Origin of the sequence: Streptomyces sp. NPDC021562 (genome assembly GCF_040640875.1) — a bacterium.
Lineage (GTDB): Bacteria > Actinomycetota > Actinomycetes > Streptomycetales > Streptomycetaceae > Streptomyces.
On record NZ_JBFACN010000070.1, the window covers coordinates 1 to 3262 of the forward strand.

Annotated in this window: 2 protein-coding genes and 2 pseudogenes; all 4 read right to left on the minus strand. The window is 68.9% G+C overall.

The window, feature by feature from the left end; genetic code table 11:
• Positions 1-37 precede the first annotated feature (37 nt).
• Positions 38-889: an inositol monophosphatase family protein gene (locus AB0G52_RS40810; RefSeq protein WP_361344312.1), complete on the minus strand. Its 852-nt coding sequence runs from the start codon at positions 887-889 to the stop codon at positions 38-40.
• Between the two features lie 379 nt (positions 890-1268).
• On the minus strand, positions 1269-1442 hold the full coding sequence (locus AB0G52_RS40815; RefSeq protein ID WP_165939571.1) for a hypothetical protein: 174 nt from the start codon (positions 1440-1442) through the stop codon (positions 1269-1271).
• Between the two features lie 775 nt (positions 1443-2217).
• A pseudogene (locus AB0G52_RS40820) lies at positions 2218-2535 on the minus strand (ATP/GTP-binding protein); the annotation flags it as partial.
• A 170-nt stretch (positions 2536-2705) separates the two neighbouring features.
• Positions 2706-3059: pseudogene (locus AB0G52_RS40825) on the minus strand (hypothetical protein); the annotation flags it as partial.
• Between the last annotated feature and the right edge of the window lie 203 nt (positions 3060-3262).

The following is a 3262-nucleotide window of genomic DNA, read 5'->3' on the forward strand; positions in this document are numbered from 1 at the left end:
AACGGCTCGATTCGGTCCCACATCGCATCAGTGATCACTAGCCGGACGGACATATCTGATCAACCGACGAGCGGATCAAGGAGACACGCTCTAGGGCGTGTTGCGAAAGTCCCGTCGTCCGCCCGGAGGGCGGGCCGCGCGGCGTCAGGTGCGTGCTCTGGGGGTCCCCCCCGGCCGAAGGCTGGGGGAGCGTGCATGGCGTCGCGCGGCAGGCGGGACTTTCGCAACACGCCCTAGGGGTGTGTCGAAAGTGCTTGCCGGGGACTGTCCCGTAGCCGCTGCTCACAGCGATGCAAAGTCTCTGGGGGGATTGGGCGCTCAGATGAGTGGTGACCGCGATGTCCAGGAGCCGTTGGTGCAGTCCACGGCGGGCGGACAGCGCGGCGCCCGTATCGGTCCGGTTCTGGCCGCTGAGGTCGCTGAACGTGCCGCCGGCTTCTTGGACGATGGGGATCAGCGCGGCGATGTCCCACGGGCCGGCTCCCAGGAGGAGGAAGGCGTCCAGCTGACCGGTCGCGACCAGGAGGGCGCCATGGCAGGTGCCGGACCCGGTGGTCGGTTTGCGGGGCGCCCGTGCGATGGGTTCCGCGGCAGTCCCATCGAGCAGCGGCCGGACGTGTGTGACGGCCCGGGCGATTCTCATGGCCACGACGCGTTCGTGCTGGTTCAGTCTGGGCGGAGGTGGCCAGATGCCGATAACCGCGTTCTGGGCTGTTTTGCCTTCGGTGAGAGCCAACCGCTGCGCAGCAGCCTCTGAATGAGAAGAGCACGGGCCTGTCCAGGAGCCTGAGTCCGCTCTGGCCCACCATCGGCGGCCCAGGGCAGGGGCGGATGCCATGCCCAGGGTGATGCGACCGTCCTCCTCGACAGCGATCAGTGTGCTCCAGATCCGCTGTCAGCTGATCTACCAGGCCGGGCACTGCCCGGGGTCGTTCTCGGACAGCGCTTCCATAGGGCTTTCTGCCAGTTCCCCGGCGCAGGAGACGTCCGTTTCCCCGTTCGTCCGCCGTTGTGACGGAGTATTGATCTTCAGGGGCTTGGTCGTTCGGGCCTGGTGTCCCGGCTTTGAGGGTGGGACTCGGGATGGTGAAAGCGGCTGCGTTGGGGCGTGATGGGCGTGGTCTGGTGCCGTGTTCGGTTTGTTTGTTCGGGCGCTTGGCCTGCGGTCCGGTAGTGGTGTGGGAATGATCTTGGGTTTCCGGTGGATGTCGTGGTGCGTCTGTGGCTGGCTGTGTTTCCTGCGGGCCTTTGGAGTTCGTTTTGGCTGGTCAGCGGCGTGTGTGGGTGAGGAAGACGTGGAGTGGGTCGTTGGCGTTGGGAGTCAGGCGGGTGAGGCCGGGTCGGCGGGCGATGAGGGTGAGGGCGTCGTTGGTGGTGCGATGTGGCCGGTTCGGCGGGGTGGCGAGTGCGTGGGTGAGGGCAACGGTTTCCGGATAGATCATCAAGTCGCGGGTCAGGAGCGCAGGGGGTGGCGCTGCCTGTACTGGTCAGGTGGCGGTTTGCCTCGCACAGCTGGTTGAGGCGGGGATGCCAGCGGTGGGCGAGGTGTGGCTGGTGGTCGTACCAGCGTGGGGTGACGGCGCGTGCTGCGGTCCAGGCGGTGGCGGCACGGGGGTGCCGTAGCGGGTGCTGGTGGGCGTGGTGCGCGGTGGCGAGTTCGGGCGCACCGTGGGTGTGGACGGTGGAGCTGAGTCGTGGGTCTGGAGCGGCTTGCTGGTGGCGCGGGCACACCGGGCCCTGCGGTGCCGGATGAACCCGGGCGGTGTCGGTGATGCCGTGACTGCGGTGGCGGGTGCACAGCGTGCAGGCGCGGACGGGCTGTGCGGCCTCGCGTTGCTTCCAGCGCGCGGCCGCCGCGGTGTCGTGGGCGTCGTAGCTGGGGGCGAGGTGGGGGTGGAGCGCGCGTCAGGCGGGGGAGCGGGGCGCGGGCCAGGATGGCGAGGTGCTGGGCCGCGGTGTGGCTGAGGTGGAGTTCGGCCGCTGGAGGGGTGCCCTGGCGGTGGAGGGTGATGTCGGCACCGTCGAGGAGCTGGGGCAGCGTCAGCTGGTAGGTGTCGGCGAGGCGTTGGGTGGAGGAGGCGGTTGCTTCGCCGGAAAGGGGCCGTATGCGGAACACGCCCGGTGCGGCTGACGGGATCTGAAGCCATCCCCCCGAGACGGCGATGCGCTGTGCGGTGCCGGTCCCTGTTGTGGCACGGACCGTGATGTCTGTCCGGCTCACGAGGTGTTGGTGCTCCGGGGCCGGGGCCGGGGCCGGGGCCGGGGGTGGGGCCGGTAGTGCTGTTCGGCGAGGTGGTCCAGGCGGACTGCTTCGAGGGTGGTTTTGGTGATGCGTTCGGTGCCGTCGGTGAGGGCGGTGATGACGGCCTGGCGGATGAGGCTGCCGATGCGGCCGGCGGTGCGCTCATGCAGGTAGGGGGCCAGTGTGGGGAGGGTTCCGGGCCGGTGGTGGCGCAGGTCGAGGGCGCCTTCCATGGCGTTGACGAGGTCACGGAAGGGCTCTTGGCCGCCGAGACGGGCGGGGAAGGCGGCGCAGCGACCGGTGGTGCGGCGTGCGTACCCGCTGCTGCTGCGGTTCCAGGTGCAAGCGCGTGCCCTCGGTGCGCTCGGCTGGCCGCGCGGCGCGCTCGGGACACGCCGGCCCCAGGGCACGACCTTCTCCGGGGTGTGATGAAACTGCGCTGCCGGGCCTGAGGCGAACCGCTTTCGTGGCTCCTCCTGTGCCCAGGCAGGCAGTGCCGCAGATGATTTTCCGGAACTCGGCACAGCTGGGACACCCGTTCCCGGGCCTGCCGGTTCGGATACACCTCGCTGTCCGACCGCGTCTGGCCCGTGATGTTCGACAGCCCGCCCGCCTCAGCGATGGCCGCCAGAAGATCCCTGGGCCCTGCGCCATAGCGTGCAGCGACCCGGCTCAGGAACGACTGCGTCATCTCACCTTGCAGCGGTGCCGCCCGCCACACCCCACCTGCCAGGAGCATCGGCCCCGCCTCCGACGGCGCCAGCTGCCGTTTCCTGCCGCCCATGCCCTGCCCGGTCCGTTGGTCTGCAACTCTCATAACCGTCGGTCGACCTCACGCGTCATGGGTCACCAGCCACGACTTGGTTCTGAGGGTCAACCGTGAACCTCCAACCAACCGTGGACCTCCGACCAACCGTGGACCTCCACCACCGTTTACGCTGTCTGTACGCGTTTGGTACGCGATATGTGCGCTTCACGCTAGGGTTGGGGCTGGAGGTGCTGCATGTCCGAGCTGTTCGA

Excerpts from the sequence above, each read along its gene's own strand:
- AB0G52_RS40815 (WP_165939571.1), bottom strand. The coding sequence starts at position 1,442 with ATGATCTATCCGGAAACCGTTGCCCTCACCCACGCACTCGCCACCCCG.